The 24216-nt window shown below is 66.7% G+C and carries 23 protein-coding genes; 14 read left to right on the top strand and 9 right to left on the bottom strand.

Annotation, left to right across the window (positions count from 1 at the left end):
* Positions 1-30 precede the first annotated feature (30 nt).
* The 3 genes from ACSQ9A_RS25360 (at position 31) to ACSQ9A_RS25370 (ending at position 3148) form a co-directional block, all read left to right on the top strand.
* Positions 31-1062: an NAD(P)H-binding protein gene (locus ACSQ9A_RS25360; protein WP_436305690.1), complete on the top strand. Its 1032-nt coding sequence runs from the start codon at positions 31-33 to the stop codon at positions 1060-1062.
* 117 nt (positions 1063-1179) lie between these two features.
* On the top strand, positions 1180-1941 hold the full coding sequence (locus tag ACSQ9A_RS25365) for an MHYT domain-containing protein (RefSeq protein ID WP_436305691.1): 762 nt from the start codon (positions 1180-1182) through the stop codon (positions 1939-1941).
* Positions 1942-1987: 46 nt separating this feature from the next.
* Entirely contained in the window at positions 1988-3148 is a 1161-nt protein-coding gene (locus ACSQ9A_RS25370; protein ID WP_436305692.1) for an acyl-CoA dehydrogenase family protein, read from the top strand.
* On the opposite strand, the gene ACSQ9A_RS25375 is transcribed toward ACSQ9A_RS25370, so the two are convergent.
* Entirely contained in the window at positions 3143-4384 is a 1242-nt protein-coding gene (locus ACSQ9A_RS25375) for a DEAD/DEAH box helicase (RefSeq protein WP_436305693.1), read from the bottom strand. The genes ACSQ9A_RS25370 and ACSQ9A_RS25375 overlap by 6 nt on opposite strands.
* Before the next feature lie 39 nt (positions 4385-4423).
* On the opposite strand from ACSQ9A_RS25375, the gene ACSQ9A_RS25380 reads away from it, so the two are divergent.
* From ACSQ9A_RS25380 to ACSQ9A_RS25395, 4 genes are all read left to right on the top strand, one after another.
* A complete protein-coding gene (locus ACSQ9A_RS25380; RefSeq protein ID WP_436305694.1) occupies positions 4424-4639 on the top strand; it encodes a DUF3820 family protein in 216 nt (71 codons plus the stop codon).
* Positions 4640-4824: 185 nt separating this feature from the next.
* Positions 4825-5229 (top strand): RNA recognition motif domain-containing protein, encoded by a 405-nt coding sequence (locus ACSQ9A_RS25385; RefSeq protein ID WP_436305695.1) that lies wholly within the window; start codon positions 4825-4827, stop codon positions 5227-5229.
* A 172-nt stretch (positions 5230-5401) separates the two neighbouring features.
* Positions 5402-5890: a tripartite tricarboxylate transporter TctB family protein gene (locus ACSQ9A_RS25390; protein ID WP_436305696.1), complete on the top strand. Its 489-nt coding sequence runs from the start codon at positions 5402-5404 to the stop codon at positions 5888-5890.
* Positions 5891-5903: 13 nt separating this feature from the next.
* A complete protein-coding gene (locus ACSQ9A_RS25395; RefSeq protein WP_436305697.1) occupies positions 5904-7415 on the top strand; it encodes a tripartite tricarboxylate transporter permease in 1512 nt (503 codons plus the stop codon).
* On the opposite strand, the gene ACSQ9A_RS25400 is transcribed toward ACSQ9A_RS25395, so the two are convergent.
* On the bottom strand, positions 7378-7893 hold the full coding sequence (locus tag ACSQ9A_RS25400) for an alpha/beta hydrolase (protein WP_436305698.1): 516 nt from the start codon (positions 7891-7893) through the stop codon (positions 7378-7380). The genes ACSQ9A_RS25395 and ACSQ9A_RS25400 overlap by 38 nt on opposite strands.
* Between ACSQ9A_RS25400 and ACSQ9A_RS25405 the strand changes: the two genes are divergently transcribed.
* The 4 genes from ACSQ9A_RS25405 to ACSQ9A_RS25420 all read left to right on the top strand — a co-directional run bounded on the left by ACSQ9A_RS25405 (position 7864) and on the right by ACSQ9A_RS25420 (position 10387).
* Complete coding sequence (locus ACSQ9A_RS25405) at positions 7864-8583, top strand: zinc-binding dehydrogenase (RefSeq protein ID WP_436305699.1); 720 nt, start codon at positions 7864-7866, stop codon at positions 8581-8583. The two genes, ACSQ9A_RS25400 and ACSQ9A_RS25405, sit on opposite strands and share 30 nt — an antisense overlap.
* 16 nt (positions 8584-8599) lie before the next feature.
* Positions 8600-8977 carry a VOC family protein gene (locus ACSQ9A_RS25410; protein ID WP_436305700.1) on the top strand — a complete coding sequence of 126 codons (378 nt, stop codon included), beginning with the start codon at positions 8600-8602 and terminating at the stop codon, positions 8975-8977.
* A 73-nt stretch (positions 8978-9050) separates the two neighbouring features.
* On the top strand, positions 9051-9542 hold the full coding sequence (locus ACSQ9A_RS25415) for an H-NS family nucleoid-associated regulatory protein (RefSeq protein ID WP_436305701.1): 492 nt from the start codon (positions 9051-9053) through the stop codon (positions 9540-9542).
* Positions 9543-9598: 56 nt separating this feature from the next.
* Positions 9599-10387 carry a class I SAM-dependent methyltransferase gene (locus ACSQ9A_RS25420; RefSeq protein WP_436305702.1) on the top strand — a complete coding sequence of 263 codons (789 nt, stop codon included), beginning with the start codon at positions 9599-9601 and terminating at the stop codon, positions 10385-10387.
* Between the two features lie 134 nt (positions 10388-10521).
* On the opposite strand, the gene ACSQ9A_RS25425 is transcribed toward ACSQ9A_RS25420, so the two are convergent.
* The 5 genes from ACSQ9A_RS25425 to ACSQ9A_RS25445 all read right to left on the bottom strand — a co-directional run bounded on the left by ACSQ9A_RS25425 (position 10522) and on the right by ACSQ9A_RS25445 (position 19287).
* Positions 10522-10893, bottom strand: coding sequence for a hypothetical protein (locus ACSQ9A_RS25425; RefSeq protein WP_436305703.1), 372 nt, complete (start codon positions 10891-10893; stop codon positions 10522-10524).
* A gap of 175 nt (positions 10894-11068) precedes the next feature.
* Positions 11069-11554 carry a hypothetical protein gene (locus tag ACSQ9A_RS25430; protein ID WP_436305704.1) on the bottom strand — a complete coding sequence of 162 codons (486 nt, stop codon included), beginning with the start codon at positions 11552-11554 and terminating at the stop codon, positions 11069-11071.
* A gap of 501 nt (positions 11555-12055) precedes the next feature.
* Positions 12056-13111 carry an adenylate/guanylate cyclase domain-containing protein gene (locus ACSQ9A_RS25435; protein ID WP_436305705.1) on the bottom strand — a complete coding sequence of 352 codons (1056 nt, stop codon included), beginning with the start codon at positions 13109-13111 and terminating at the stop codon, positions 12056-12058.
* Entirely contained in the window at positions 13104-13445 is a 342-nt protein-coding gene (locus tag ACSQ9A_RS25440) for an Hpt domain-containing protein (RefSeq protein ID WP_436305706.1), read from the bottom strand. The genes ACSQ9A_RS25435 and ACSQ9A_RS25440 overlap by 8 nt, the downstream gene beginning before the upstream one ends.
* Before the next feature lie 13 nt (positions 13446-13458).
* On the bottom strand, positions 13459-19287 hold the full coding sequence (locus ACSQ9A_RS25445) for a GAF domain-containing protein (protein WP_436305707.1): 5829 nt from the start codon (positions 19285-19287) through the stop codon (positions 13459-13461).
* A gap of 220 nt (positions 19288-19507) precedes the next feature.
* On the opposite strand from ACSQ9A_RS25445, the gene ACSQ9A_RS25450 reads away from it, so the two are divergent.
* Complete coding sequence (locus tag ACSQ9A_RS25450; protein ID WP_436305708.1) at positions 19508-20035, top strand: hemerythrin domain-containing protein; 528 nt, start codon at positions 19508-19510, stop codon at positions 20033-20035.
* Positions 20036-20049: 14 nt separating this feature from the next.
* Here the strand turns inward: ACSQ9A_RS25450 and ACSQ9A_RS25455 are convergent, their stop codons facing one another.
* Positions 20050-21027, bottom strand: a complete 978-nt coding sequence (locus ACSQ9A_RS25455) for a Bug family tripartite tricarboxylate transporter substrate binding protein (protein ID WP_436305709.1) — start codon at positions 21025-21027, stop codon at positions 20050-20052.
* A gap of 17 nt (positions 21028-21044) precedes the next feature.
* A complete protein-coding gene (locus ACSQ9A_RS25460) occupies positions 21045-22202 on the bottom strand; it encodes a pyridoxal-phosphate dependent enzyme (RefSeq protein WP_436305710.1) in 1158 nt (385 codons plus the stop codon).
* 103 nt (positions 22203-22305) lie between these two features.
* On the opposite strand from ACSQ9A_RS25460, the gene ACSQ9A_RS25465 reads away from it, so the two are divergent.
* Both ACSQ9A_RS25465 and ACSQ9A_RS25470 read left to right on the top strand, forming a co-directional pair.
* The gene (locus tag ACSQ9A_RS25465) at positions 22306-23226 is read left to right on the top strand and encodes a LysR substrate-binding domain-containing protein (RefSeq protein ID WP_436294045.1); all 921 of its coding nucleotides are present in this window, start codon (positions 22306-22308) and stop codon (positions 23224-23226) included.
* Between the two features lie 35 nt (positions 23227-23261).
* The gene (locus ACSQ9A_RS25470) at positions 23262-24209 is read left to right on the top strand and encodes a pseudouridine-5'-phosphate glycosidase (RefSeq protein ID WP_436305711.1); all 948 of its coding nucleotides are present in this window, start codon (positions 23262-23264) and stop codon (positions 24207-24209) included.
* Positions 24210-24216 lie beyond the last annotated feature (7 nt).

Consider the following 24216-nt stretch of genomic DNA (forward strand, 5'->3'; position numbering starts at 1 on the left):
AATCGAATCCTCGACGAAAGGAACAGCGAAATGGAACAAGGTACGGCATTGGTGCTCGGTGCGACGGGCGGTATCGGCGGCGAAACGGTGGCGGCCTTGCTGCGGCGCGGCTGGCAGGTGCGGGCGCTGGCCCGCGACCCGGTCCAGGCTGCGGCGCAATGGCCGGCCGGCCTGGCACAGCCGGAATGGGTGGCAGGCGATGCGCTCGACGCCGCGAGCGTGGTGGCGGCGGCGCGCGGCGCGGCGCTGATCGTCCACGCGGTCAATCCGCCCGGCTACCGCAACTGGGAGACGCTGGTGCTGCCGATGCTGGAGAGCACGATCCGGGCGGCCGAGGCTTCAGGCGCCCGCATCGTGCTGCCGGGCACGGTCTACAACTACGGGCCGGATGCATTCCCCGACATCGCCGAGAGCGCACCACAGCGTGCGCTGACGCGCAAGGGCGCGATCCGCGTGCAGATGGAACAACGCCTGCGCGAGGCGGCACAGCGTGGTGTGCGCACACTCATCGTTCGCGCCGGCGACTTCTTCGGGCCCAGGGCCCGCAACAACTGGTTCTCCCAGGGGCTGGTGAAGCCCGGCCAGGCGCTCGCGGCGATCAGCGACCCCGGACGACGCGGCGTCGGCCACCAATGGGCCTACCTGCCCGACGTGGCCGAAACCATCGTTCGCCTGGTCGAACGCGAAAGCGCGCTCGCGGTGTTCGATGCCTTCCACATGAACGGCCACTGGGACGCGGACGGCACGCAGATGCAGGCCGCCATCCGGCGCGCCAGCGGACAGCCGGAGCTGCCGGTCAAGCGCTTTCCCTGGTGGCTGATCACACTGAGCTCGCCCTTCGTGCCGATGTTCCGCGAGCTGCGCGAGATGCGCTACCTGTGGCAGCAGCCGGTGCGCCTGCGCAACACACGGCTGCGGTCAGTGCTGGGGACCGAGCCTCACACGCCGCTCGACCTCGCGGTCGGCGCCACGCTGGCCGGCCTGGGCTGTTTGCAAGTCGACGGCGTCAAGGCTCAAGCGCATCAAAAAGCGGAAATAAGTCACACGTCGGCATCGATCTGAATAACAAGCGCTTAATTTACTTACAGAAATAGCTGTTACAGACTGGCGCAGCCCTCGGGCGCCGCGTCGGTCTTCTCACGGGGCCGGCCTTTCTTGGTTTTTCTTGAAAGGAAAGTCATGGACCCCCTCATCGGCCAATTGCTGACCCCGAAATACGCCCTCGGGACGGTGGTGCTCTCCTACGTGATTTCGTTCTTCGGCTCCTTGCTGGCCCTGTTGTGCGCGAGAAAGATGGTCCGGGCCGACGGCACGGTGGACTTCGCCATGCTGACCTCCGGCGCCGTGGCCCTGGGCGGCATCGGCATCTGGTCGATGCACTTCATCGGCATGGTGGCCTACCACCTGCCCATTCCCATTGCGTACAACGTGCCGCTCACCGTCATTTCCCTGGTGGCTGCGATCGTCATCTCCGGCGTCGCCCTGTACCTGGCGGGCGGCAAACGCTTCAACGCCAAGGGCTGGGTCGCCGGCAGCCTGCTGGCGGCGGTGGGGGTCTGCGTGATGCACTACATGGGCATGTTCGCGATGAGCATGCGCGCGACGATGAGCCTCGACTGGAACGTCGTGGCGGGCTCGTTCGCCATCGCCGTCATCGCCGCCGCCTCGGCGCTGTGGCTGGCCTTCAACCTGACCGAGCTGACGCACCAGGTGGTGGCCGCCGCAGTGATGGGCGTGGCCGTCTGCTCGATGCACTATGTCGGCATGCTGGCGGCCAGCATGGTTTGCATCGCACCCACGGCCCCGAGCGCCTTCGCCATCGGCGGCAGCAACATCGGCCTGGGCGTGTTCGGCATCGCGGGCACCGTGCTGATCTTCATCCTCTGGGTGGTGACGGGCCGCGCGATCGACAACTCGCCACGGGGCACGGCGCACGCATAGCCAGTTTGCGCAAGCGGCGCGTCGCGCTGCGCGCCTAGAGTGGGGCATGCAGTACACCCACGAACACCTCGAGATCCAGAAGACGCTGCGGCGCTTCATCGACGAGGAGATCAACCCGCATGTCGACGCGTGGGAAGCGGCGGAGAGTTTTCCCGCGCACGAGGTGTTCAGGAAGCTCGGCGCGCTGGGCTTGCTCGGCCTGAACAAGCCGGAGGAATACGGCGGCGCCGGGCTCGACTACTCCTACGCGATGGCGCTGGCCGAGGCGCTCGGCCATGTGAGCTGCGGCGGCGTGCCGATGGCCATCGGCGTGCAGACCGACATGTGCACGCCGGCGCTCGCACGCTTCGGCAGCGACGCCCTGAGGCGCGAGTTCCTCGCACCCGCGATCGCCGGCGAGACGGTGGGCTGCATCGGCGTCAGCGAACCCGGCGCCGGCAGCGACGTGGCCGGGCTCAAAAGCCATGCGCGCAAGGACGGTGGCGACTACCTGATCACTGGGCAGAAGATGTGGATCACCAACAGCCTGCAGGCCGACTGGATGTGCATGCTCGTCAACACCAGCGACGGACCGGCGCACCGCAACAAGTCATTGGTCATCGTGCCGATGGACAGCCCCGGCATCGAAAAGGCGAAGAAGATCAAGAAGATCGGCATGCACTCGAGCGACACCGGCCTGATCTACTTCGACAACGTGCGCGTGCCGCAGCGCAACCGCATCGGCGAGGAAGGCCAGGGCTTCGTCTACCAGATGCAGCAATTCCAGGAGGAGCGCCTGTGGTGCGCCGCCAGCTCGCTCGAACCGATGGAAGCCTGCATCGCCGACACCATCGAGTGGGCGCAGCAGCGCAAGCTCTTCGGCGGCACATTGGCCGACCAGCAGTGGGTGCAGTTCAAGCTGGCCGAGCTCCAGACCGAAGTGGAGGCCTTGCGCGCGCTGACCTACCGCGCCTGCGACCTCCATGTGCAGGGCGAAGACGTGACCGCGCTGGCCTCGATGGCCAAGCTCAAGTGCGGGCGCCTCACGCGCGAGGTGGCCGACACCTGCTTGCAGTTCTGGGGCGGCATGGGCTTCACCTGGGAGAACCGTGTGTCGCGCCTGTACCGCGACGGCCGGCTGGCCTCGATCGGCGGCGGCGCCGACGAGGTGATGCTGGGCATCCTGGCCAAGACCATGGGGATCGCAAAGCGGCCACCGCAGTCATGATGCGGATGCTTTGGCCGCCCTCAGCTTGTCTTTCTTGCTCGGCCTCTTTCCCTTGACGCCGCCGTTGCTGTCCGGCGCTCTTGCAGGCGCTTGGGTTTCCACCGGCTCGAAGCCCGCCACCCGCTCCCGCGGCACGTTCAGGCCCTGGCGCTTCTCGATGAGCCTGAAATGCGCCTCGCTGTCCGCGCTCACGAAGCTCAGCGCCACGCCGCTCTCGCCGGCACGGCCCGTGCGCCCGATGCGGTGCACGTAATCGACGGCCGAGCGCGGCAGGTCGTAGTTCACCACCGCCGGCAGCTGCACCACGTCGATGCCGCGCGCCGCGAGGTCGGTGGCGACCACCACCTGCACCCTCGAAGCCTTGAAGTCGGTCAATACCTGCGTGCGCTTGCCCTGGCTCAGCACGCCGTGGAAGGGTTCGGCATCGATGCCGGCCTTGCGCAGCTTGTCGGCCACGATCTCGGCCGCGTGCTTGGTGGCGACGAAGACCAGCACCCGCGCCCAGCCCTCGTGCTGGACCAGGTGGCGCAGCAGCTGCGTGCGCCGTCCGGCATCGACCTCGATCGCGCGCTGCAGGATGGCGGGCGCTTCGGCCGGTTCGGCCTGCACCTCGACGCGCACCGGCTCGCGCAACAGCCCCTCGGCCAGCGAACGCACCGCCTGCGGGAAGGTGGCCGAGAACAGCAGGTTCTGGCGCTCTGCCGGCAAGAGCGCGAGGATGCGCGCGAGCTCGTCGGCAAAACCGAGGTCCAACAGCCGGTCGGCCTCATCGAGCACCAGCATCGACACCGAGGAGAGCTTCAGCGCGCGATGGTCGACCAGGTCCAGCAGCCGGCCCGGCGTGGCGACCATGACATCGGCGCCGCCGCGCAGCGCCATCATCTGCGGATTGATGGAGACACCGCCGAACGCGACCGCGATCTTGAGCGACGACGCCAGATGCTGCGCCAGGCCACGCATCGACTCCCCGACCTGCGCGGCGAGCTCGCGCGTCGGCACCAGGATCAGCGCCCGCAGCCGGCGCGGCGCGGTCGGGCGCTCGCTCGCGAGGCGCTGCAGCAGCGGCAGCGAGAAGGCGGCCGTCTTGCCGGATCCGGTCTGGGCCGCGCCCAGGATGTCGCGTCCCTGCAGAATCGGCGGAATGACCGCGGCCTGGATGGCGGTGGGTGCGGCATAGCCCTTGTCGGCCGCGGCGCGCGCCATGGCAGGATCGAGGCCCAGAGAGCTGAATGGCATGAATGAGAAAGTTGGAGCGAGTGAAGGAGCATAGCCAGCATGACGCCCGATGACCTCGAACGCCTGGTCACGCTCGAAATGCCCTTCGGCAAGCACAAGGGCTGCGTGATCGCCGACCTGCCGGGCAACTACCTCCAGTGGTTCGCGCGCGAGGGCTTTCCCAAGGGCGAGATCGGCCGCCTGCTGGCGCTGATGCACGAGATCGACCACAACGGGTTGAGGGCCCTGCTGGCCCCGCTGCGCAGGCCGCGTTAACCCTTAATAAAAGCATTTCTGACAAATTCAGAATAGTGAACGACAATACCGGGGCGTCCTGGCATTTTTTCTGCCAAAGACGTGATCCGGTGATCGGTCAGTTTCGCGCCACAGCGCTGTTTTAGTTTGTTGTGATACAGGGACTCCATCGCTTTGTTTTGTTGGTTTGAATTAGGAGTCCTTCCATGGGCAAGAAACTTTACGTAGGCAACCTCGCTTACTCCGTGCGCGACGACACACTCGAACAGGCTTTCGGCCAGTACGGCTCGGTCGCCAGTGCCAAGGTCATGATGGAACGCGACAGCGGTCGCTCCAAGGGCTTCGGCTTCGTCGAAATGAGCAGCGACGCGGAAGCGCTCGCAGCCATCGAAGGCCTGAACGGCCAATCCCTCGAAGGCCGCAGCCTGACCGTCAATGAAGCCCGTCCGATGGAGCCCCGTTCGCCCGGCGGCTTCGGCGGCGGCGGTGGCCGCAGCGGCGGCGGTGGTTACGGCGGCGGCGGTGGTGGCGGCTACGGCGGCGGCGGTGGCGGCAATCGCAGCGGCGGTGGCGGCTACGGCGGTGGTGGCGGTGGCCGCGGCGGCTACTAAGCACATACCTCACGCTTCACAGCGTCGATGAAAAGGCTCCTTCGGGAGCCTTTTTCGTTGCGGCCGCGACAGGGAGAGAAGGGCCGATACGTGGAAGTCCGTACAGTACTGGTCAGCAAGCGGTCAGGCACGGGCGACGACCCTCGGGTGCACATCAACGAGGGTCGAGACAATGCGCATCAAGAGTCAGGCTGACTTCTATTCGGGAGTCATGTTCACATCGGTGGGAGGGGCCTTCGCGATCGGCGCCACCACCTACAACATCGGCGACGGGGCCCGCATGGGGCCCGGCTACTTCCCCCTCATGCTGGGGATCCTGCTGGCGATCCTGGGCGCCGCGATCATGTTCCAGGCGCTGGTGGTCGAGACCAACGACGGCGACAAGATCGGCAAATGGGCCTGGAAGCCGCTTGCCTTCGTGCTCGGCGCCAACCTCGCCTTCGGCGTGCTGCTGGGCGGCCTGCCCAGCATCGGGCTGCCGGCGATGGGAATGATCCTCGCGATCTACGCGCTAACCATCATCTCCAGCCTGGCCGGCGCGCATTTCAAGCTGCGCGACGTGCTGATTCTTTCGACCATCCTGGCGGCCGGCAGCTACGTGGCCTTCATCTGGGCGCTCAAGCTGCAGATCCAGGTCTGGCCCACTTTCATTTCGGGCTGAGGACCGGCGCACCATGGATCTGCTTCACAACCTGGCGACCGGCTTCGGCGTCGCCTTCACCTTCACCAACCTGCTGTACTGCCTGGTGGGTTGCATCCTGGGCACGCTGATCGGCGTGCTCCCCGGCATCGGCCCGGTCGCCACCATCGCGATGCTGCTGCCGGCGACCTACGCGCTGCCGCCGGTGTCGGCGCTGATCATGCTGGCCGGTATCTACTACGGCGCGCAATACGGCGGCTCGACCACCGCGATCCTGGTCAACCTGCCGGGAGAGTCCTCGTCGGTCGTGACCTGCATCGACGGCTACCAGATGGCGCGGCAGGGCCGTGCCGGTCCGGCGCTGGCGGCTGCGGGCCTGGGCTCCTTCTTCGCGGGCTGCGTCGGCACGCTGATCCTTGCCGCCTTCGCGCCACCCTTGACCGAGCTGGCCTTCAAGTTCGGCCCGGCCGAGTACTTCTCGCTGATGATCCTGGGCCTGATCGGCGCCGTGGTGCTGGCCTCGGGCTCACTGCTCAAGGCGGTCGCGATGATCGTGCTGGGCCTCCTGCTCGGCATCGTCGGCACCGACGTCAATTCGGGCGTGGCGCGCTACAGCTTCGACATCCCCGAACTGACCGACGGCATCGGCTTCGTGGTGATCGCCATGGGCGTGTTCGGCTACGGCGAAATCATCGGCAACCTCTCGCAGCCCGACGACGAGCGCGAAGTGTTCACCTCCAAGGTCAAGGGCCTGTGGCCGACCAAGGAGGACTTCAAGAACATGGCGCCCGCGGTGCTGCGCGGCACCACGTTGGGCTCGGCGCTGGGCATCCTGCCGGGCGGCGGCGCGCTGCTGGCGGCCTTCGCGGCCTATGCGCTCGAGAAGAAGATCAAGATGCGCCCCGGCGAAATCGCCTTCGGCAAGGGCAACATCCGCGGCGTGGCCTCGCCCGAATCGGCCAACAACGCCGGCGCGCAGACCTCCTTCATCCCGCTGCTCACGCTGGGCATTCCACCCAACGCGGTGATGGCGCTGATGGTCGGTGCGATGACCATCCACAACATCCAGCCCGGCCCGCAGGTGATGACCAGCAACCCCGAGCTGTTCTGGGGCCTGATCGCCTCGATGTGGATCGGCAACGCGATGCTCATCATCCTGAACCTGCCGCTGATCGGGATGTGGATCAAGCTCTTAACCGTGCCCTACAAGTTCCTGTTCCCGGCCATCGTGCTGTTCTGCGCGATCGGCGTGTACTCGACCAACAACAACACCTTCGACGTCTGGATGGTCGCGATCTTCGGCTTCGTCGGCTATCTCTTCATCAAGCTGCGCACCGAGCCGGCCCCGCTGCTCTTGGGCTTCATCCTCGGGCCGATGATGGAAGAGAACCTGCGCCGCGCGCTGCTGCTGTCACGCGGAACCTGGAGCGTGTTCGTCACGCGGCCGTTGTCGGCCGGGTTGCTGGTGGCGGCGCTGGCGCTGCTGGGCATCGTGCTGCTGCCCTCGATCAAGGCGAAGCGGCAAGAGGCTTTCGTCGAGGACTGAGCAGTCCCAGCAGTTGCAAGGCCCGCCGATGCGTTGGCGAGTGCGGGTCCGCCAGCTCGTTGAGCACGTCCATGTGGTTGCGCTGCGGAACGCGTTCTGCAGCGATGACGACGCGCGGACCCCAAGCCTGCGAGATCAGCGCCGCCTGCCGCAGAAACTCCTCGCTCTCGTCGCCGCCGACCACCGTCACTTGCGATCCGCGCGGCGGCGGCATCGCGGCCGGGCTCAGGCGCTGCGCCGTTGCTGCGCTCAGGCATAGGAAGGGCGCGTGCCGCAGCGGTTCGAGCTCGTACAGCCCCGAGATGGCCAGCGCCGACTTCACCAGGTCCGCAGGCAGGTCGGGCGCCACGGCGCGCCAGTCGCAGGCCAGCAGCATCGTTGCCAGGTGTCCGCCCGCGGAGTGGCCGGCCACCACGATGCGCTCGGGATCGCCGCCGTGTTCCGCCGCATGCCGATAGACCCAGACCAGTGCCTGCACGAGCTGCAGCAGGATGTGCTCGATGCTGACTGCCGGGTGGTGCGGCTGCCCGCGGCAGTCGAGGACGAGCTCGCCGCCGCGCTGCTGCTCAAGGGCATCACCGCCGACTACCTGTTGCGCGACCTCGGGCGCGTGCAGCGCGGCACGCGGCTGCTGGTCCATGCGGCAGCCGGCGGCGTGGGCCTGCTGGTCTGCTCCTGGGCGCGCCGTCTCGGCGCAGTCGTGCTGGGCACCTTGTCGAGCGAGGAGAAGGCCCGCGTCGCGCGCGAACACGGCTGCGAGCACGTGATCGTGACCCGCGACTACCGTTTCGCCGATGCCGTGCAGCGCGCCTGCAGCGGCGCCGACGTGGTGATCGACGGCCTGGGCGACGCGGCCCGCGACGAGAACCTCGCCGCCCTCGCGCGCCGCGGCCACTGGATCAGCCTCGGCCAGGCCAGCGGACCGCTGGCGCCATTGCCGGCCGACGCGCTGCTCGCCAAGTCGCTGAGCTTTTCGCGGCCCGTGGTGTTCGACTACGTGGCGACGAACGAGCAGCTCGCGGAGCGCGCGCAACGGGTCTGGGACGCGCTCGCCGACGGCACGATCAAGGCGCCGCCGATCGAACGCTATTCACTGAACGCCGCGGCAGAGGCGCACGCGCGGCTCGAATCGCGCGCCACCATCGGCGCGCTGGTGTTGCTGCCATGAACAAGGAGAGAGCGAAATGATCGTCGGGATGAATCACTTCACCGTCACGGCCGAGGACGAGAAGAAGACCCTGGATTTCTACACGGGCCTGCTCGGGCTCACCATCGGCCATCGACCGGACCTCGGCTTTCCCGGCGCATGGCTCTACGGCGAGGGGCCGCAGGCGGTGCTGCACCTCTACTTCGAGCGGCCGGTGCCGGCGCAGCGCACCGGCGTCATCGACCACATGGCTTTCACGGCACGCGACCTGCGTGCCGTGAAAGCCCGCTTCGACCAGAGCGGCACGAAGTACGAGCTGCGGCAGCAGGCGGGTGCGGGCACCTGGCAGCTGTTCTGTCATGACCCCAACGGAGCGAAGGTCGAACTCGACTTCGACGCCTCCGAGAAGCCGTAGCGGCGGCCGCATTTTGGCAAGACTCGTCAATGCGACTAAAGTCGAGTCTTTCCAAATCTCGGAACCAAGGTCAATGACTCAAAGCTACAAGCAGATCCAAAAGCAAATCGAGACTCTCCAGCGCCAAGCCGAGAATTTGCGCAAGCAGGAGGTCGATGGAGTAGTTGCGCGCATCAAGGTGGCCATCGCCCACTACGGGCTCACTCCAGAGCAGTTGGGCTTCGGAGCGACTGCCGGCAGTGTGAAGGCGAAAGCAGGAAAGACTGCCCCCACTCGGTCAACGAAGTACAGCGACGGTCAAGGCAATTCCTGGTCGGGCATTGGGAAACGCCCGTACTGGCTGCGTGACGCTCTCAATGCCGGCAGGGCGCTTGAAGAGTTCGCCACCGCGGCTTCGTCGTCGGGCGCGTCGAGCGCAAAAAAGCTCAATAAGTCCAAGAAGCGGAAGTCCAAGGTTGTGTATCGAGATGAGGCTGGACACACATGGTCGGGAATGGGCCCGCGGCCGCGCTGGTTGAAAGAGGCGCTGGATGCGGGAAAGACACTCGAGGAGATGACTGCCTGAGACACGGCTGACGCGCCGCACCGGAAGTCTGCAATGCAGGTTCTGAGGAGTTTCAAATGGCAGTGTTCGTAGCGACCGACCCTGAGGGCTATGAAGCATATGTCGGTCGAGGAAGCCAACGCCTTGCACCGTCCGTTGTTCGATTCGCGGGTGTTTCGGCAAACGAGGCCGTCCTTGACGTGGGTTGCGGCACAGGCCATCTGACGCGTGCCATATCGCTCGCCGGGGCGCGCGCAACCGGCGTCGATCTGTCTCCCTCTTACGTTGAATTTGCACAGCGTGTGACCGCAAGGCAGGACGTGGTCTTCGAAGTCGGCGATGCCCTTAACCTTTCGTACCAGGATGGAGTTTTCGACCGCGCCCTATCCATGCTCGCGCTGGACGTGCTTCCGGACTCCGCCCAGGGCCTGCGCGAGATGAAGCGGGTCACGCGCAAGGGCGGCATGGTCACTGTGGTCGTCAACAATTTCCGCTGCGGCTGGACGCCATTCAGCCTGGTTTGGGACGCCGCTGCCGTCCTCGATGCAGACGGCGCTGCAATGCGCGACGAAATGGTCTCGAAGGCGCTCGGTTGGCCCGGAGGACTCGCGGACTTGTTCGAAGCTGCGAGCTTCACCGCCGTCGTGGAAGACCAACTTGCCGCCCTATTCGAGTACCAATCGTTTGATGACTACTGGTCTACGTTCCTCACCGGGCAAGGAAAGACGGGCAGCTACGTGACGCAGCTTGCAATGTCGAAACGCGACGAACTGAAGCATCATGTCCGAGCAGCGTATCTCTGCGGCTTGCCTGACGGACCACGCGCCCTGACAACGTCGTTTTGGGCTGTACGCGGAGTTGTCTAGGGCGCGTTGCAGCAAGAGCAATGTCTGTTTAGGGCCAGAAGCTCGCCGGCCGCGGCCGGCGACAGTCGGCCAACAGATGCTATGTGGACTACCCGAGTCATCCCCGTTTAGTTAGAGTCAAGGCGCAGGCGCCCCTAACTCGCAATCAGGACGCGAACAAGAATGACGAGGAACCCCACAGCAACGAGCGCGGTGACTGCCGCCGTCACGGGGTTGGGCGATCCGTCGTCCGCGTTTTGTCGTGTCGACGTGGCGTAGGCGTGCGGTGTTGACGCGGCCATGTCAAAAGCGGTGCTGAACGGGCTGTAGAGCGCGCCGCCATGGCTTGCCAAGCCAGACTCGTCGGCCTGGACTTCGACGCCGGCTGATTGTTCGATCCGATCGGCTTCAGTGGAGGAAGGCCGTCGAGCTTCGGCTGCGAACGGCGGCGCCGCAGCAGCTGCCGAGAGGGCTGCCAGGCCAAGACCTGCAAGCGCAAGGCGCGCTCCACGTTGTCCATGCACCACGACGATGTCCTTGGTGTTGGCCGAGATGGCCGTTACTACTTGCTGCCGGTTGCCTGGTGCGCTTGATAAGTGTCGAAGATCAGGACGCTGGCCCGATCACATCCGGGCACGGCGAAACCGCAATGGGGAAAGGGCCCCGAGCTTGCCCAGGGTCCCTTCCGACGCGGCCTCTTGCTTAGTTGGGGCAAGAGCCTGGGATGCTGAAGAAGTTTCTCGCGAAGGTGCCAGTTGGCACGATCGAGACACCGTTGGTCAAATCAGTGAGCAGCACGTCTGTGTATCTGACGCATGCGATGATGAGATCTTGACCGGATGGGCAGGCAAAGTTGCCCTCGTCCGGAGGGCCGGCTGTCAGGCTCCCCCTGACTCGGCCGTTCTTGGTGGCCGGGAATGTGTCGTCAGCCCGAACGGCTCCCGTGACGGTGGTCTTGTTGCTGGCGCTCGGATTCTTTCCCCCGTGGTTGATGCACGCGTACACCGCCGTGCCCTGAGCTGTAAGGCTTTCGAGCACTGTTGCATTCCCCACTCCGGCTTCATCAAAACTGACCACTAGGGCCCCATTCGAATTCACGGATGCGTCGGCACTGAAGAAGTGTGCCGCGGCGAGCGCCTGTCCGGCTCCAAACGTCAGCATTGCCGCTATCAGTAATGTCTTCTTCATATTAAGCCTCCAAGTAAGATTGAAAAATCATCTGTTCTTGGGTGCGTCTCGGTGGTGGCGATGAGGTCAACATCGCGGCGACCTGAGAACACTTGGCATGCTGAACTTAATAATAAAGTTTGACATTGGACAAACGAAATAGGCGCCGGCGGAACTTATCCCCCGTTGAAACACGCAACAGATTCCGGACGCAAATTCCTTGCATGCGCAAACTCATTGCCTGCGAGACGGGTATCGTTTCGGTGTACTGCGCTCTATGGGTTCAACAGGAAGTCTTGCAGCTCAATACCCGTTGGCGCCCGGAGCCGGAACGCGGTGCATGTTGGACCTCCTAGGGCCAGTTACACGCGTTGTAGCCAGTTACGGCCGTTGCGTTTTGTCGGTTGCGAATTGATACCTGCCATTTCGGAAAGCTACAAGTCGCAAAAGCGGTCGTTTACGTTGGCACGTTCGAAAACTCGATTTATGGACGCTGCCTCTTTGCAGCCGCACGGCGACCCTTCACTCTGATGCGTTGCTGCCAGTGACGGCGTACACCTCGACCGGCGCCGCCTTGCCCCGGAACGACGCCGCCCCGAGGGGCTCGACCGGAATGCGTCCACCGAGAGCCATGCAGGTTGCCGGATCGATCAGGATCGTCCGCTTCGCAAGCTTGGTGTGCGCCTCGAGTCGTGCGGCAAGGTTCACCGTGTCGCCGATGCAGGTGTAGGTCGCGCGCTGCTGCGTGCCGGTGTAGCCCGCCACCATTTCGCCGCTGGCGATTCCCACGCCGATGCGGATCGCAGGCTTGTCCGCAGCGATGCGCTCTGTGTTCAGCAGCTCGATCATCTCGACCATGTCGAGCGCCGCGCGCACCGCGGCCGCGCTGTGGTCGGGCAGCGGCAGCGGGGCGCCGAAGATGGCCATCAGCCCGTCGCCGATCATCTGGTTCACCACGCCGCCATGGCCGTTGATCGCGTCGAACATCAGCGTGTAGTACGTGTTCAGCAGTTCGATCGTCTCTTCGGGCGGCTGCGACTCGACCAGCGCGGTGAAGCTGCGAATGTCGGAGAACATCACCGCGCCTTGCACGCGTCGCCCGCCGAGCGCGAAGCCGGATTGCTGCAGGTCCTGCGCGACCTCGGAGGTGGCGAAGCGGCGCACCAGCTCCTTCTGCTGGTCGCGCAGGCGCTTCTTCTCGAGGCTGGCGCCGATGCGCGCCTTCAGCAGTACCGCATTGACCGGCTTGTGCAGGTAGTCCTCAGCGCCGAGCTCGATGCAGCGCACGATGGTGGCCACGCCCTCGAGCGACGAGGTCACGATCACGGGCAGGTCGCGCAGCTTCGGATCGGCGGTCAGTTGCTCCAGCACCTGGAAGCCGTCCATCTCGGGCATTTCCATGTCGAGCAGCAGCAGGTCGTAGGTGTCGCGCCGCAGCAGCTCCAGGGCGACACGTCCGTTCTCGGCGCTTTCGACGCGGTGGCCCTGCAGTTCGAGGCTGCGGGTCAGCAGCAGGCGGTTGACCTTGTTGTCGTCCGCCACGAGGAGGTGGGCCGGCGCGTGGCGCAAGTCAACCATGGATCAGCTCCGTCAGAGCCGCGGCGACCCGGGCGTACTCCAGCGCCAGCGCGTCGAGTGCATTCGATTGCTGCGCGGCCGCCAGGCCCCCGAGTTCCTGTTCGCGCGCCATCGCGCCCAGCGTATGCGCGCCGAAGGTGAGACTGTTCGACTTGAGCGAATGCGCAGCGCGGCGGAAGTCATCAGCATTGCCCGAGTCCATCGCGTCGCGAAGCTCCTTCAACATCGCCGGTGCCTCTTCGAGAAAGGTCTGCACCAGTTCCTTGACAAAGTCGGCTCCCGCGGTGTCTTGCAGTTCCGTAAAGGTCGCGAGGTCGATGGTCGCAGCGCTCATGTCATCGCTCCTTTCATCGGTCCTTTCGTGCGAGCACGCTGTTCAGCGCTTCGACCAGCCGATCGACGCGGATCGGCTTGGTCAGGTAGTCGTCCATGCCTGCGGCCATGCACATCTCACGGTCGCCCTGCATGGCGTTGGCCGTCATCGCCACGATGCGCGGCCGTTGCGGCGCCTCCAGCAGCTTGCAGATCTGCCGCGTCGCGTCCAGTCCGTCGAGTTCGGGCATCTGCACATCCATGAGCACCACATCGTAGGCCTGGCGCTGCACCGATTCCACCGCCTCGATGCCGTTGGAGGCGAGGTCGGCCCGGTAGCCCATCTGCTGCAGCAGGCGCATGGCGAGCTTCTGGTTCACCGCGTTGTCTTCGGCGAGCAGGATGCGCAGCGGGTGGCGTGCTGCCATCGTCGGGTCGATCTGCGGCTTGGCCGCATCGGCGGCTGCAGGTTTCGCAGGCGTGTCGTGCGCGAGCAGGCCCATCAACGTGTCGAACAGGTGCGACTGGCGGATCGGCTTGGCCAGGTACGCATTGAAGAACGATTCGGTGGCATGCGTCTCGTGCCGCCCCAGCGAGCTGAACAGCACGAGCGGCAGCACGGCGTGGCTCGCCCGGATGCGTCGCGCGAGGTCGATGCCGTCCATCTCGGGCATGTGCATGTCGAGGATCGCGAGATCGAAGCGCTCGCCCTGTTCGAGCCAGCGCAAGGCTTCGAGCGGCGATTCCGTGTCGCGCGAACTCATGCCCCACTTGCCGGTCTGCAGCGAGAGCACGCGCCGGTTCGTCGCGTTGTCGTCGACGATCAGCACGCGCTTTCCCTGCAGTCCCGCCTGCACGCCGACATGGTCGCGGCGCCGGCTCGGCGGCAGGTTCGCGGTCGGCGCCTCGATGGTGAAGAGGAAGGTCGAGCCTTTGCCCACACCCTCGCTTTCCACCCACATGCGTCCGCCCATCAGTTCGGCCAGCCGCATGCTGATCGCCAGGCCCAGGCCGGTGCCGCCGTACTTGCGCGTGGTGCTCGAGTCGGCCTGCGTGAACGACTGGAACAGCCGGCTCATGCCTTGCGGCGACAGGCCGATGCCGGTGTCGCGCACGGCGAAGGTCAGCGCGACCTTGCCGGCGGAGGCAGCCTCCGAACTCACCGTCAACACCACCTCGCCGGCCTCGGTGAACTTCACCGCATTGCTCAACAGGTTCAGCAGGATCTGCCGCAGCCGCGCGAGGTCGCCGCTCACGGCCGCGGGCACGTCACCCTCGAACACATAGGCAATGTCGAGCTGCTTCTCGGTCGCGCGCGTGCTGACGAGGTCGAGCGCCGCCTCCACGCAGTCGCGCAGGTCGAACGGGTGCGATTCGATGTCCATGCGCCCGGCCTCGATCTTCGAGTAGTCGAGGATGTCGTTGATGATGGTCAGCAACGCATCGCCCGAATCGCGGATGGTCGCGACGTAGTCCTGCTGCTCGGTGTCGAGCTTCGTGTCGAGCAGCAAGCCGCTCATGCCGATCACCGCGTTCATCGGCGTGCGAATCTCGTGGCTCATGGTCGCCAGGAACGAACTTTTCGCGTCGTTGGCGGCCTCGGCCGCGGCACGCGCCTCCTGCGTCTGATTGAACATTCGGGCGTTCTGTATGGCAATCACGGCCTGGTCGGCGAAGGTCTTGAGAAGCTCCACCTGGTGGCTGGAGAACGGCCCGGCCGCGCTGCGGGTCACGCTGATCATGCCGATGGGAACGCCCTCGTGCACCAGCGGGACGCCGGCCTGGCCGCGCCATCCCCTGCGGCGCGCCAGCGCTCGCAATGCATCCGAGACCTCCGCATTCGCCTCGATGTCTTCCATGACAAGCGGCTTGCCCGTCACCAGGGGCTGGTAGATATAGTCCGAGGCCACCGGGGCGGGAAAGTAGTTCTTCAGCGCCTGGTCGCCCTCCTCGCTGGTGGGCGTGTATGCGGCCAGATGGATCGAATCGTCGATGAGCCGCAGCAATGTCGCGGAGAACCCGCCAACCAACTGCCGCGCGCTTTGAACGATGGCGCTGAAGACAGGTTGCACGTCGGCGGGCGAACTTGCAATGACCTTCAGGATTTCCGCTGTCGCCGTCTGCCGTTCCAGCGCTTCCTGGGTCTCACGGAACAGGCGCGCGTTCTCGATCGCGATCACGGCCTGACTGGCGAAGGTCTGCAGCAGGGCGACAGACTTGGCGGGGAAGGTACCGGGCTGCTCACGCGCAACGCCGACCGTGCCGATGGGGCGGCCCTCGCGCAGCAGGGGCACCGACAGCACACTGCGAAAGCCCGCTTGCCTGGCCTGTTCATTCAGTTCGTAATCAGCGTCCGCGTGCACATCGGGAATCTGCACTGGCGCGCGTTCCATGATGGCGCGGGCGTTGCTGGAGCCGCGCCCGAGCTTCATCGGAAATGAGGCGCGCATGGACGCCTCCGCTTCCGGTGTCGTGCCGTGGTAGCCCACCATGTGCAGCAGTTGGCCGTCGAAACGCGTGGCCGTGCCGATGGTCGCGCCGCACAACGCCCTGGCGCGCTCCGCGATCGCTTCGAACACGGGCTGCGCATCGGTGGGCGAACTGCTCATCACGCGCAGGATCGCCGCCGTGGAGGTCTGCTGCTCCAGTGCCTCCTTGGTCTCATTGAACAGTCGCGCGTTCTGGATCGCGATCACGGCCTGGTCGGCGAAGGTCTTCAGCAGCCCGGCCTCCTGCTCGCTGAAGGGCACGGGCGGGTTGCGGGTCACGTACAGCATGCCGATGCCCCGCCCTTCCCACTGCATCGGCGCGAAGACCTGCGAGTAGTTGCCGGTCCCGAGCATCACCGCGGCGTTGCGCACGCTCTTGGGTGTGTCGGCCCCGTTCATCACGTCGGCGTAGCGCAGCACGCGGTTTTCGCGGATCGCCTGGTGGACCGGCTCCTCGCGCAGCGGGAGCGGAAAGATGCGCGCCACCGCCGGCGCCGACTCGCCGCGGTAGGCCGCGGAGCGCAACAGCTGCTGCTCCTCGTCGATGATCACGATGCCGAGCTCGGAGCTGCGGAACAGGCGAGCGCAGCTCTCCAGGATCTTGTCGAACACCGGCGCGGTGTCGGCCACCGAGCCGCTGATGACCTGCAGGACTTCGGCGCTTGCCGTCTGCCGCTCCAGTGCCTGCCTGGTTTCGTTGAACAGACGCACGTTCTCGATGGCGATCACCGCCTGGTCGGCGAAGGTCTGCACCAGGGCGATCTCCGCCGGCGCAAAAGGCCGTACCTGGTTGCGCAGCAGTGCGATCACGCCGATCGATTCGCCATCGCGAAGCATCGGCACGGCCAGCACCGTGCGAAAGCCGTTGCGCGCCTGGAGCTCGCGCACGTCCGGATATTCGGTGTCGAGCAGGGGAACGACGTCTTCGACATGCACGCAGCGGCGCTCCAGGAACGCACGGCCGCCGATCGAGCTGGTGCGCAGCGGCAGTTCCGCGCCCAGCGAGTAGTCGCCGTACGCCGGCCCGTAGCTCGTCATCGCGCGCAGGTGCTCTCCGACGGCCAGCCACACCCGGCTGCCGTCGGCCCGGCACAGCAGGCCGGCGCGCTCGGCCACCGTGTCGAGCACCGGCTGCACGTCGGTCGGCGAGCCGCTGATGACCTTCAGCACCTCGGACGTTGCGGTCTGGCGCTCCAGCGCCTCCCGGGTCTCATTGATCAGCCGCACGTTCTCGATCGCGATCACGGCCTGGTCGGCAAACATCTTGAGCAGGTCGAGCTGCCGTCGCGGCGTCTTGCCGGGTTCCAGCCACGCGGTGACGATCACGCCGATCGGCGCGCCATCCTTGAGCATCGGTGCAGCGATCATCCGGCGCCAGTTCCCGGTCTTCGCCATCGTGCGGTCGTAGTTCGGGTCCGACCCCGCATCCTCGTTGCTCAGGGCCCTTCGCTCGATGATGGCGCGACCGCTCATCAGGTGCGAATCGGGAGGCGCCGGGTACAGCGTGCGTGCCGCCTCCAGCGCCGGTGCAGCCCAGTTCCGGGTGGCTGCCAGATGAACCAGGCGCCCGTCGAAGCTCAAGATCGCGGAAGTCGGGCTGCCGAGCAGCCGCGTCGCGCAATCCAGGATCGCCTCGAACACGGGCGCCACATCGGTCGGCGATTCGCTGATGACGCGCAGCACCTCGCTGATCGCGGTCTGGTACTCGAGGGACTCTGTCAGCTCGGCGGTGCGTTCCTCGACCTTGTGCAGCGCCTCCTGGGTCTCGTTGAACAGCCGCGCGTTCCGGATTGCGATCACCGCCTGGTCGGCGAAGGTCTTGAGCAGAGCGCGCTCACTGGGCCTGAACGGACCCACCTCGCCGCGCTGCATGCTGAGGATGCCGATGCCGCGGCCCTCCCACATCAGCGGAGCGGCCAGGTTCGCGAAGCTTCTTCCCAGATGCTCGGCGTTGCGGCGCAACACCAGTGGCGCCCCGACGTCGTTCAGCACGTCGGCAAACTCCACCAGGTCTCCGGTGCGGAACGCGGGTTCGGCAGACGTATCGGCCAGCGGCATCGGGTAGTTCGACTGCATCAATGGCTCGAGCTCGGCAGCGCGTGCCTCGCCGATCGCGGCGCGGCCGGCCGCCGTCATCCGCCAACGCGTCAGCGCGAGCTGGCCCTGAGCGTCGACCATCAACAAGGCGAAGGAACCGGCGTCGAACAAACGGTCGCAGCACTCGAGGATCTTGTCGAACACGGGCCCGGTGTCGGCCACCGAGCTGCCGATGACCTGCAGCACCTCGGCGGTCGCGGTCTGGTGCGCCAGCGCCTCCTTTAATTCGCGGGCGCGGCGCTGCGTCTCGTCGAACAGGCGGGCGTTCTCCAGCGCCAGGCCCATGCTCGCCGCCACCGTTTCGAGCAGCCGGACCTCGTTGCTCCCGAAGGCGTATTCGCGCTCGTGGTTCTGCAGCACGATGGCGCCCAGAGCGCGATCGCTGCCGATGATGGGGACCGCGACGATCGAGTGCGCCCAATCGGTTCCCGGTGCCGGGCTCATGCCGATCCGGGTCTGTTCCTCGCGCGTGTTCGCCACGCCGGTCCGGCGTTCGCGGAGGATTCGTTCTGCCGCCTCGCCGGGCTTCAACGGCCGCGCCGGCGGGAGCGGCAACGGCACGTTGTGTTCGTAGCGATACAGCGCCTGGATCAGGTTGGTCTTGTCGTCCCACCACACGATGTTCAGGTCGCCGGTGGCAAACACTTCCCGCAGCTTGTCGCCCACCAGGTTGATGATGGCCTGAAACTCCAGCCTGGCGGCCACGCCTTGCTGGATGCTGTTGATGAGTGTGAGCTCCCCGGCGCGTTGCGCGAGCTCGGCCATGCGCTCAGCCACCTTGCGCTCCAGGCCCTCACGGAAGCGGATATTGGCCAGGGCCATGGAGGCCTGGCTCGCAAGCATGGCCAGCAGGTCGCGGTCCGCGCCATGGAAGCGACCGGCCGCGCCTTCGATGTCGGCGTAAAGGTAGCCGATCAGCTCGCGCCCCGCGATCAGCGGAGCGATGAGGCACGAGCGCTGGGCGGCGGGTTCGGCACCATCGGGCCCGTGCCGCAGGCTCACGGCGCGGGTGCGGCGGGTTTCGGCGAGCCAGGGTCCAATGGCGCTGAGCAGGCCGGCGGCGTCTTCGCCCTGCGGCAGCATCGAGGCGACGATGCGCGGGCCGTCGTCGCTGTCGAGCACCAGCAGCACGCGCTGCGCGCCGCTGAGTTCGATCGCCTCGTCGATCAGGAATTCGTGCAGCTCACTCTCGCGGTGCAGTTCATTCAGGCGCAGCCCGCTGTAGACCAGGCGCTCGAAGGGCTCGCGCCGGTGGGTGTCGGCGCGCAACGCGCGCATCAACAGTGGCCGGGACCGGGACCTTGCCATATGGCAATTGCCTCCTGCGATCAGGGGGTGATGCGCGAGTGGCGCACACGGCGTGGAGTCTAACGGCGAAGCGGCGAGCGGGTGTGAGGCCCTATGGCCGGTGCTTCAATTGCTTGAAACCCCAATGCCCACGCGGCCAGACCTTCAAGGCAAACGCACAGGAGTAAGCTGGCACAAAGGGGACAAGAACATGCTGGCGGCCGAATGCGCGTGGATCATCTTGCGTGCCGAGCACACTCGCATTCGTGAGCTGTTGGCGCTTGTCGACGGCACGCTGAAAACAGGGGATTGGACACGACCGGGGCCGCAGGCGGCGTCGCTCGTCGAACTCATCGAACGCCTTCAGGCATTCGACGAAACGACGCATCGCCCGAAGGGCGTCGTCCTGCTCGAGATACTGCGCGGCAGGTCGGCAGAGGCCGACCAACTGCTCGATGAGCTCGAACTGGAAAGCAAGCACTGTGACGGCCTGCTCTCACGGGCAAAGGCCATGTTGAAGCCTGCCGAATCGGGGGAAATGGGCAACGCCGGGACCGTCGAAGCCCTGTTGCAAGAGCACCGCCAGCTGATGCATGCCCATCTGGACCGAGAAGACACGCTGCTCCATTCCCAAACGGCGCTGTTGCTGACGGGCGAGGAGTGGGCTGCCGTGGTGTCGTCGATGTCCGCGGCCATGGAGGCCGCGAAAGAACGCGACCGTGGTCGCCCGCCCTCCTGAGGATCGCGCCGCCGCTATTGCGGCTGCAAGCCGATTTCCTTCGCCACCTTCTGCCAGCGTTCGGCTTCCGCGCGCATGAAGGCGCGCAACTCGCCGCTGCTGGACGCTTTCAGTTCCACGGCCAGGGCCGACAGCCGCTCCTTGACGGCCGGCTGAGCCAGGGCTGCCGCGGCCTCCTTGCGCAGGTGTTCGGTCACCTCGAGCGGCGTGGTGGCCGGCGCCACCATGGCCCACCACTGGTCGATCTCGACGCCCTTGATGCCGGCCTCCGACAGCGTGGGCACGCCCCGCAGCGCCGGCAGGTCCACACGCTGCGGGCTGGCCACGGCCAGCGCGCGGATCTTGCCGGCCGCGAGCAGGCTGGAGCCGCTTGCCAGCGTGGCGAGGTGGCCCGCCACCATGCCCGCCGCCACGTCGTTGAGCGCAGGCGCCGAACCTCGGTACGGCACCATGTTGAACCTGATCCGGCTGCGGGTCGCCAGCAGCTCCGCGGCCAGGTGGCTGACGGTGCCGGCGCCGCTGTGCGCGATGGCGGGCGGCGACGCAGCAGCGGCCGCAGCCGCCTTCATGAAGCTCCTGAAATCCTTGCTGTCGGCACCGGTGCCGCCGAAGAAAACCAACGGCGAGGTGCCGATCATCGTCATCGGCGTGAAGTCGCGCAGCAGGTCGTAGGGCAGGCGGGTCATCACCGCCGGCGCGATGGCATGCGGGAGTTCCACGATGGCGATCGTGTAGCCGTCCGGCGCGGCCCGGGCGGCGGCTTCGGTGCCGATCTGGCCCGCGGCGCCGGGCCGGTTGTCCACGACGACCGAGATGCCCATCGCGCTGCTCATGCCTTGCGCCATGGCGCGCGCGATGGCATCGGTGCTGCCGCCGGGAGCCCAAGGCACGATCAGCTTGATCGGCTTGTCGGGAAAGGCGGCCCAGGCCTTCGGCCCGGCGGCCATCAGCGCGGCTGCGCTCAGGAAGGTGCGGCGATGCATCGGCGACATGGGAAGCTCCTTGAAACTCAAACAGGATCGGGCCAGCTCGGATCGCACGAGGCGTCCGCGGTGAGCATCAGCAGCACGTGTTCGTCCGCCGCGATCGCGCTGCGTTCGCGCAATTGCGAAAGCGCAGCCAGGCCGCCCGCGGCGCAGAGCTCCGCGCTGACGCCCGCCTGCGCGAGCAGGCGCCGGGCCGCACGCGCCTGGTCGTCGCCCACGACCACGGCGGCGCCGCCGGTGGCGGCGACCGCCTGCCATTGAAGATACGTGACGGTAGCGCCGGCCGTGGAGAACTGCGCGGTGCGGCCGGGGTAGTCGGCATCCAGCGCGCCGCCTTCGAGCACGCGCGAGAGCCGCGCGAAAGGCTCGACCGCCCAGATGCGCGGCAGCTTCGCGATGCGGCCGGCGGCCAGCAGATCGCGAAAGCCGGCAAAGAGGCCCCACGCCAGATCGCCGCGCGCCGTCGGCACCAGCACATGGTCGGGCAGGCCGCCCTGCTCCAGGCATTCGTCGGCGATGGGCTTGTAGCCTTCGATGGCCAGCGGCGCGCTGCCGAGCGCCGGCAGGCTGTAGTTGGTGAGCGCGAAATAGCCCGCGAGCGGCGCACGCTCGCGCACGAAGGCCCAGCGGCCGGCGTTGTCGGCGAAGGCGAAACGCCTGGCGCCCGCGGCGTCGAGTGCGCGCGCGTAGGCGGCTGGCATGCCGTCGTAGGTCGCGACCTCGCAGGCCAGGCCCGCCGCCTGCGCGTAATGCGCGGCCGACACCGCGGCGTTGCCCGAGGAGGCGAGCACCAGCGTGTGAGCGCCGAAGTCCAGCGCCTGCGTGACGCCAATCGCGGTCATCCGGTCCTTGTGCGAGCCGGTCGGATTGCAGGACTCGTCCTTGAAGCTGAGGCGCGCGACGCCGAAGCGACGTGCGAGATCGGGCATCGCGTACAGCGGCGTGCCGCCCTCGCCCAGGCTGAAGCCCCGTGCATACGGCATGAGAGGCGCTGACGTCGCGTCGGCCCGGTAGCTCGCGCGCAGGCCGACATGCACGCCCTCCGCGCGGCAGGCTGGGCAGCCCTCGTGCGCAAGGCGGATCGGATACTCGGCGTCGCAGCGCAGGCATTGCAGGCCGCGCAGCAGCGGATTCCTGATCGGCCGGATCGGCTGGGCCAGGGCGCAAACCGGGTGGGTCATCTCTTTGGCTTCTGTCTTGTCGCTGAAATCGATGCCCGAATGCTAGGCGCAGATAAATAAAATAAAGTCGATCGATCTATTCATCCGATAACCAAACTTATCAATGCGATTCACCGAGATCGAGACCTTCCGGGCCCTGATGCGCAGCAGCACCACGCGCAAGGCGGCGGCTCAGCTGCATGTGACGCAGCCCGCCGTCAGCCAGTCGCTCAAGCGGCTCGAGGCGCAGGCGGGCATGGTGCTGTTCCAGCGCACCGGCGGGCGGCTGGTGCCGACACCGGAGGCCCGCGCGCTCTGGACCGAGGTGGAGCGCGTGTTCATCGGCATGGACGCCATCGAGCACCGGCTGCGCAGCCTGCGCGACTTCGGCGTCAACCAGCTGGAACTCAGCTGCTATCCGGCCTTCGGGCTCGGCTTCATGCCGCGCGCGCTGGCGCGGCTGAAGGCGCAACGCGGGGACGGCGCATGGCCGCAGGTGTCGCTGCAGGTGCTGAGCTCGAAGGACGTGCGCGACCGCGTGGCCATGGGCATTTCGGATTTCGGGCTCATGGCCGACGAGCTGTCGCTGGAGGGCATCGAGCATTCGACCTTTGCGCGCATGCCCGGCGTGATCGTGATGCGAGAGGGCCACGCGCTGGCTCGCTTCAAGACCGTCAAGCCCCAGCAGCTCGCGGAGCTTCCCTTCCTGGCCTTGAACCCCGAGGACCCGGCGCATCGCCGGCTCGAGACCGCCATGGCGCAGCAGGGCATCGCGCTGCGCGTGGCCGCGCAGACGCCTTATGCGGCCAGCGTCTGCGAGATGGCGCTGCGCGGCCTGGGCGTCGGCCTGGTCAATCCGATCACCGCACTCGACTACGCCGAGCGTGGGCTGGTCGTGCGCAAGCTGTCGATCGACGTCTCGTTCGCCTGCCTGCTGGCCCTGCCTGCGGGCAAGGTGCTGTCGGCCACGGCCAGGGAATTCCTGTCCGTCATGCGCCAGCAGCTCGCCGAGGATAGTCAGCGGCTGCAGCGCCATTTGCGCTGAACCGCCGCGTGAACCACACTGCCGGAAGCATCGACATGGTGACCGAACTTGCCCACTCCTGGTTGACCCGCAGCGCACCCGTGGCCGCTGCGCAGGCCGCCGGCCGCCCGCTGGTGGCGCTGGAGTCGACCATCATTGCCCACGGCATGCCCTATCCGGAGAACGTTCGCACGGCACGCGAAGTGGAGGCCTTGATCCGCAGCCTGGGCGCCGAGCCCGCGACCATCGCGCTGATCGGCGGGCGGATCCGCGTCGGCCTCGCGGACGACGAGCTCGAACTGCTGGCCCGCTCGGGCGATGCGTACAAGGTCAGCCGCCGCGACCTGCCGGCCGTGCTCGCGAGCGGCGAACTCGGCGCCACGACGGTGGCCGGCACGATGATCTGCGCGGCGCTGGCCGGCATCGAGGTCTTCGTCACCGGCGGCATCGGCGGCGTGCACCGCGGTGCGCCGGAGAGCTTCGACATCTCGGCCGACCTGCAGGAACTGGCGAAGACCTCGGTGGCCGTGGTGTGCGCCGGTGCGAAGTCGATCCTGGACATCGGGCTCACGCTGGAATACCTGGAAACGCACGGCGTGCCGGTGCTCAGTTGCGAGCAGGACAACTTCGCCGCGTTCTACACGCGCGACAGCGGCTTTCTCGCGGACTTCAGGCTGGACGACGCCGCGGCGCAGGCACGCTTCATCCGCACCAAGTGGGACCTGGGCCTCGCGGGCGGCGTGGTGTTGAGCACGCCGGTGCCGGAAGCGGCCGCGATGCCGTGCGAGGAGATCGACGCGCTGACCCGGCAGGCGCTCGCCGAGGCCAAGGCGCAAGGCATCACCGGCAAGGCGGTGACACCCTTCCTGCTGGCTCGCATCAAGGCGCTGACGGGCGGACGCAGCCTGGCGACCAACATCGCGCTCGTCAAACACAACGCCGAGGTGGGGGCCAGGCTGGCGCTGGCGTTGGCACGTGCGGGACGGGGAGCAGGCGCACAATGAGTGCCTC

It is taken from the genome of Variovorax sp. LjRoot290 (assembly GCF_964253985.1).
Lineage (GTDB): Bacteria > Pseudomonadota > Gammaproteobacteria > Burkholderiales > Burkholderiaceae_C > Variovorax.

Bases quoted from the DNA above. Each gene is read 5' to 3' on its own strand.
- ACSQ9A_RS25420 (WP_436305702.1), top strand. From the start codon at position 9,599: ATGGCAGTGTTCGTAGCGACCGACCCTGAGGGCTATGAAGCATATGTC.
- ACSQ9A_RS25445 (WP_436305707.1), bottom strand. From the start codon at position 19,287: ATGCGCGCGTTGCGCGCCGACACCCACCGGCGCGAGCCCTTCGAGCGC.
- ACSQ9A_RS25415 (WP_436305701.1), top strand. From the start codon at position 9,051: ATGACTCAAAGCTACAAGCAGATCCAAAAGCAAATCGAGACTCTCCAG.
- ACSQ9A_RS25395 (WP_436305697.1), top strand. From the start codon at position 5,904: ATGGATCTGCTTCACAACCTGGCGACCGGCTTCGGCGTCGCCTTCACC.
- ACSQ9A_RS25440 (WP_436305706.1), bottom strand. From the start codon at position 13,445: ATGAGCGCTGCGACCATCGACCTCGCGACCTTTACGGAACTGCAAGAC.
- ACSQ9A_RS25380 (WP_436305694.1), top strand. From the start codon at position 4,424: ATGACGCCCGATGACCTCGAACGCCTGGTCACGCTCGAAATGCCCTTC.
- ACSQ9A_RS25465 (WP_436294045.1), top strand. From the start codon at position 22,306: ATGCGATTCACCGAGATCGAGACCTTCCGGGCCCTGATGCGCAGCAGC.
- ACSQ9A_RS25360 (WP_436305690.1), top strand. From the start codon at position 31: ATGGAACAAGGTACGGCATTGGTGCTCGGTGCGACGGGCGGTATCGGC.
- ACSQ9A_RS25410 (WP_436305700.1), top strand. From the start codon at position 8,600: ATGATCGTCGGGATGAATCACTTCACCGTCACGGCCGAGGACGAGAAG.
- ACSQ9A_RS25470 (WP_436305711.1), top strand. From the start codon at position 23,262: ATGGTGACCGAACTTGCCCACTCCTGGTTGACCCGCAGCGCACCCGTG.
- ACSQ9A_RS25375 (WP_436305693.1), bottom strand. From the start codon at position 4,384: ATGCCATTCAGCTCTCTGGGCCTCGATCCTGCCATGGCGCGCGCCGCG.
- ACSQ9A_RS25460 (WP_436305710.1), bottom strand. From the start codon at position 22,202: ATGACCCACCCGGTTTGCGCCCTGGCCCAGCCGATCCGGCCGATCAGG.
- ACSQ9A_RS25390 (WP_436305696.1), top strand. From the start codon at position 5,402: ATGCGCATCAAGAGTCAGGCTGACTTCTATTCGGGAGTCATGTTCACA.
- ACSQ9A_RS25365 (WP_436305691.1), top strand. From the start codon at position 1,180: ATGGACCCCCTCATCGGCCAATTGCTGACCCCGAAATACGCCCTCGGG.
- ACSQ9A_RS25385 (WP_436305695.1), top strand. From the start codon at position 4,825: ATGGGCAAGAAACTTTACGTAGGCAACCTCGCTTACTCCGTGCGCGAC.
- ACSQ9A_RS25435 (WP_436305705.1), bottom strand. From the start codon at position 13,111: ATGGTTGACTTGCGCCACGCGCCGGCCCACCTCCTCGTGGCGGACGAC.
- ACSQ9A_RS25370 (WP_436305692.1), top strand. From the start codon at position 1,988: ATGCAGTACACCCACGAACACCTCGAGATCCAGAAGACGCTGCGGCGC.
- ACSQ9A_RS25405 (WP_436305699.1), top strand. From the start codon at position 7,864: ATGCCGATAGACCCAGACCAGTGCCTGCACGAGCTGCAGCAGGATGTG.
- ACSQ9A_RS25455 (WP_436305709.1), bottom strand. From the start codon at position 21,027: ATGTCGCCGATGCATCGCCGCACCTTCCTGAGCGCAGCCGCGCTGATG.
- ACSQ9A_RS25430 (WP_436305704.1), bottom strand. From the start codon at position 11,554: ATGAAGAAGACATTACTGATAGCGGCAATGCTGACGTTTGGAGCCGGA.
- ACSQ9A_RS25450 (WP_436305708.1), top strand. From the start codon at position 19,508: ATGCTGGCGGCCGAATGCGCGTGGATCATCTTGCGTGCCGAGCACACT.